1 protein-coding gene is annotated in these 2,000 nt (G+C 38.7%); it reads left to right on the plus strand.

Features of this window, described 5'->3' with window-relative positions:
- A partial coding sequence (flgE, locus tag H2280_RS08225) for a flagellar hook protein FlgE (RefSeq protein WP_337216234.1) occupies positions 1 to 2,000 on the plus strand: 2,000 nt, incomplete at both ends.

A 2,000-nucleotide genomic window follows, 5' to 3' on the forward strand; every position in this document is an offset into this window, starting at 1 on the left:
GCAGGTTATGTTGTCCAAGGTTGGAATATCAACTGGGATACTCAAACCATCGATTCTTCAAGAACTCCTCAAAACATCTTCATCGATCCAGGTATGCACATCCCTGCCGCAAAATCAACCGAAGTCGCCATTAAAGCAAACCTAAACAGCGGTTTAAACATAGGCACAGCCAGCAGACCTTTATATTCTCTAGATTCTATCCACGGTTACAATAAAAAAACCGGTGAAACCAAAGACGAAAACGACACAGGCACAACCCAATTTTACACCACTTCTAAAAACGCCATCGATGTAACCGAAAAAGGCGTCGATTGCGCTTCTTTATTTAATGCTAGCGGAACAGGTTTAAATTTAAGAGAAGGTCAAGGCATTTGGGTATCTTATGCTGATGCGAAATTTACTACAGAGGGCGGCACAGTTTTTGATGAAACTAATCAGACAAATCAAAATGATGTTATTTTTTGGGGTAATACAGACAATCCTGTAACTTTAGATATCACTCTAAATGGAGTTCATATTCAAAATGAAAGTATTAAAAGTATCGATGAAGCTGTTGCTTATATTAACACTTTTACTGTTCCAACTGATAGTAGAGAAGGTACAGGAGTAAAAGCAGTAAAAAAAGCTGATGGTAGCGGTATAGAATTTGTCAATGACAACTCAAACGGCACCACCGATAATATGAAAAATATCAATTTAACTGTTAATGCAGGAAATGAAGCTGGTGAGCATCAGAATTTAACTTGGGATAAAGAAAATAATAAATTTAAAGTTAATGATTTGACTCCAGCAGGTCAAGATAGTGATTGGTTTGATGATAAATTGGCAGTAAATAATGTAAATAATCACGTAGAAATTATTACTGCTCATAAATATATCTATAGCTCTTCTCAACAAAATTTACCTCCTATGTATAATCCTGATGGAGGAAAAGGATTTGAAGCAGGCGGCGCTCAACAAGCTCCGACTGATCCAGCTTCAAAGAATTATTATGATGCTATACAAGGTGGTTTAAGAAACACAGATGCAAGAACCTTTCATACCACCGAAGATCTAAGAGAACTCTTACAAAGAGATGCTAGATATGGGGTGGATTATGATGGAGATGGTATGAAAGGATATGATGCAGATGATATCAATCAAAGTGTAAAAGTAACTGTTAATGATTCAGGTGCTTTTTCTATCACTAATGCGAATGAAAATTCAACTATACTTGCTAATGCAGGTGCTGGAACAAACGCAGTTTCTGTAAGTGCTAAGAATATGAATTTCAACATCACTTCCTACACAGACAGCCTAGGCAAAGTAAGCACCAACGATGCCTTCACTAAAATCTTTAAAGGCCTTGATGGAGTTTTCCCTGCAGGAAACCAAGTCAAACAAAGCGAACTTTTAAAACTAAGTTCTTTCTCAGCCGGACTTGAAATTTATGACTCACTAGGTTCTAAACACACCCTAGAAGTGCAATTTGTAAAACAAAGCACCACTCAAGATGGAGGAAACGAATGGCAAATGATCATCCGCGTTCCAGAACCTGCAGAAATCAACACTACAGGCGAAGGTCCAAGCAATATCGTTGTAGGAACAGCAAGATTTAACAATGACGGATCTTTATCCTCATACAACCCTAGAACTTTAAATTTCTCACCAAACAACGGTGCAGCACCAAACCAACAAATCAAGCTTAGCTTTGGAACAAGTGGAAGTAATGATGGCCTTGTAAGTTCAAACTCAGCTTCAGCACTCACAAGCCAAGCAACCGATGGTTACCCTTCAGGAAACCTAAAACCAGACGCTATACGTGTGGATGATAAAGGAAATATCTTAGGAGAATTCACCAACGGAAAAACCTTTGCTGTGGCAAAAATGGCTATGGCTTCTGTAGCAAACAACTCAGGTCTTGAAGAAATCGGTGGCAATCTTTTCAAAGTAACTGCTAACTCTGGTAACATAGTCGTAGGTGAAGCAGGAACAGGCGGCCGCGGAGATATGAAGACTTC

It is taken from the genome of Campylobacter sp. 2457A, from assembly GCF_020135895.1.
In the GTDB taxonomy this organism is placed as follows: Bacteria; Campylobacterota; Campylobacteria; order Campylobacterales; family Campylobacteraceae; genus Campylobacter_D; species Campylobacter_D taeniopygiae.